We start from the raw sequence: 2,156 nt of genomic DNA, 5'->3' as shown, positions 1-2,156 counted from the left end.
ACTTATTAGTGTTGTATGGTTAAGTGACTAAGCGTATATGGTGGATGCCTTGGCAGTCAGAGGCGATGAAGGACGTAGTAACTTGCGAAAAGCGTTGGCGAGCTAGTAACAAGCATTTGAGCTAACGATGTCCGAATGGGGAAACCCACTCACATAAGTGAGTATCACATACTGAATACATAGGTATGTGAGGCGAACCCGGGGAACTGAAACATCTAAGTACCCGGAGGAAAAGAAATCAACCGAGATCCCCCTAGTAGCGGCGAGCGAACGGGGGTTAGCCCTTAAGCGTAGAGGGTGTTAGTGGAATGTGTTGGAAAGCACAGCGGCACAGGGTGATAGCCCCGTACATGAAAACTAACTTTACGTGAAAACGAGTAGGACGGGACACGTGACATCTTGTCTGAATATGGGGGGACCATCCTCCAAGGCTAAATACTCCTGACTGACCGATAGTGAACCAGTACCGTGAGGGAAAGGCGAAAAGAACCCCTGTGAGGGGAGTGAAATAGAACCTGAAACCGTATACGTACAAGCAGTGGGAGCGGTACTTGAGACCGTGACTGCGTACCTTTTGTATAATGGGTCAGCGACTTACATTTTGTAGCGAGGTTAAGCGAATAGCGGAGCCGTAGGGAAACCGAGTGTTAACTGCGCGTTTAGTTGCAAGGTGTAGACCCGAAACCCGGTGATCTAGCCATGGGCAGGTTGAAGGTTGAGTAACATCAACTGGAGGACCGAACCGACTTATGTTGAAAAATGAGCGGATGACTTGTGGCTGGGGGTGAAAGGCCAATCAAACCGGGAGATATCTGGTTCTCCTCGAAAGCTATTTAGGTAGCGCCTCGTACGAATACCATTGGGGGTAGAGCACTGTTAAGGCTAGGGGGTCATCCCGACTTACCAACCCTTTGCAAACTCCGAATACCAATGAGTACTATACGGGAGACACACGGCGGGTGCTAACGTCCGTCGTGAAAAGGGAAACAACCCAGACCGTCAGCTAAGGTCCCAAAGTTATTGCTAAGTGGGAAACGATGTGGGAAGGCTTAGACAGCTAGGATGTTGGCTTAGAAGCAGCCATCATTTAAAGAAAGCGTAATAGCTCACTAGTCGAGTCGGCCTGCGCGGAAGATTTAACGGGGCTAAGCAATACACCGAAGCTACGGGTACTAGATTTATCTAGTGCGGTAGAGGAGCGTTCTGTAAGCCGTTGAAGGTGAAGGGGTAACCCACACTGGAGGTATCAGAAGTGCGAATGCTGACATGAGTAACGATAAAGGGAGTGAAAAACTCCCTCGCCGAAAGACCAAGGGTTCCTGTCCAATGTTAATCAGGGCAGGGTGAGTCGACCCCTAAGGCGAGGCCGAAAGGCGTAGTCGATGGGAAACGGGTTAATATTCCCGTACTTCTGCTAACTGCGATGGAGAGACGGAGAAGGCTAGGCTAGCGCGGCGTTGGTTGTCCGCGTTTAAGGCTGTAGGCTGTGTACTTAGGCAAATCCGGGTACACTTTGGCTGAGAGTTGATGACGAGGTCCTAAGGGACTGAAGTAGTTGATGCCATGCTTCCAGGAAAATCTTCTAAGCTTCAGGTTAGCAGGAATCGTACCCCAAACCGACACAGGTGGTTGGGTAGAGAATACCAAGGCGCTTGAGAGAACTCGGCTGAAGGAACTAGGCAAAATGGTACCGTAACTTCGGGAGAAGGTACGCTCCTGTTGGTGATGAGACTTGCTCTCTAAGCTGACGGGAGTCGCAGATACCAGGTGGCTGCAACTGTTTATCAAAAACACAGTACTGTGCAAACTCGCAAGAGGAAGTATACGGTATGACGCCTGCCCGGTGCTTGAAGGTTAATTGATTGGGTTATCTTAGGAGAAGCTCATGATCGAAGCCCAAGTAAACGGCGGCCGTAACTATAACGGTCCTAAGGTAGCGAAATTCCTTGTCGGGTAAGTTCCGACCTGCACGAATGGCGTAATGATGGCCACGCTGTCTCCAGCCGAGACTCAGTGAAGTTGAAATTGCGGTGAAGATGCCGTATACCCGCGGCTAGACGGAAAGACCCCGTGAACCTTTACTATAGCTTGGCACTGAATATTGACCCTACATGTGTAGGATAGGTGGGAGACTTTGAAGCGTTGTCGCTAGATGA

1 rRNA gene is annotated in these 2,156 nt (G+C 50.0%); it reads left to right on the top strand.

Annotated features, from left to right (window positions below):
- Positions 1 to 17: 17 nt before the first annotated feature.
- A 23S ribosomal RNA gene (locus Q0976_RS23885) occupies positions 18 to 2,156 on the top strand; the annotation flags it as partial.

It is taken from the genome of uncultured Shewanella sp. (assembly GCF_947501665.1).
Taxonomy (GTDB): Bacteria; Pseudomonadota; Gammaproteobacteria; order Enterobacterales; family Shewanellaceae; genus Shewanella.
Note: the sequence above shows the minus strand (reverse complement) of the source record. Positions and strands in the feature narration are given on the sequence as shown.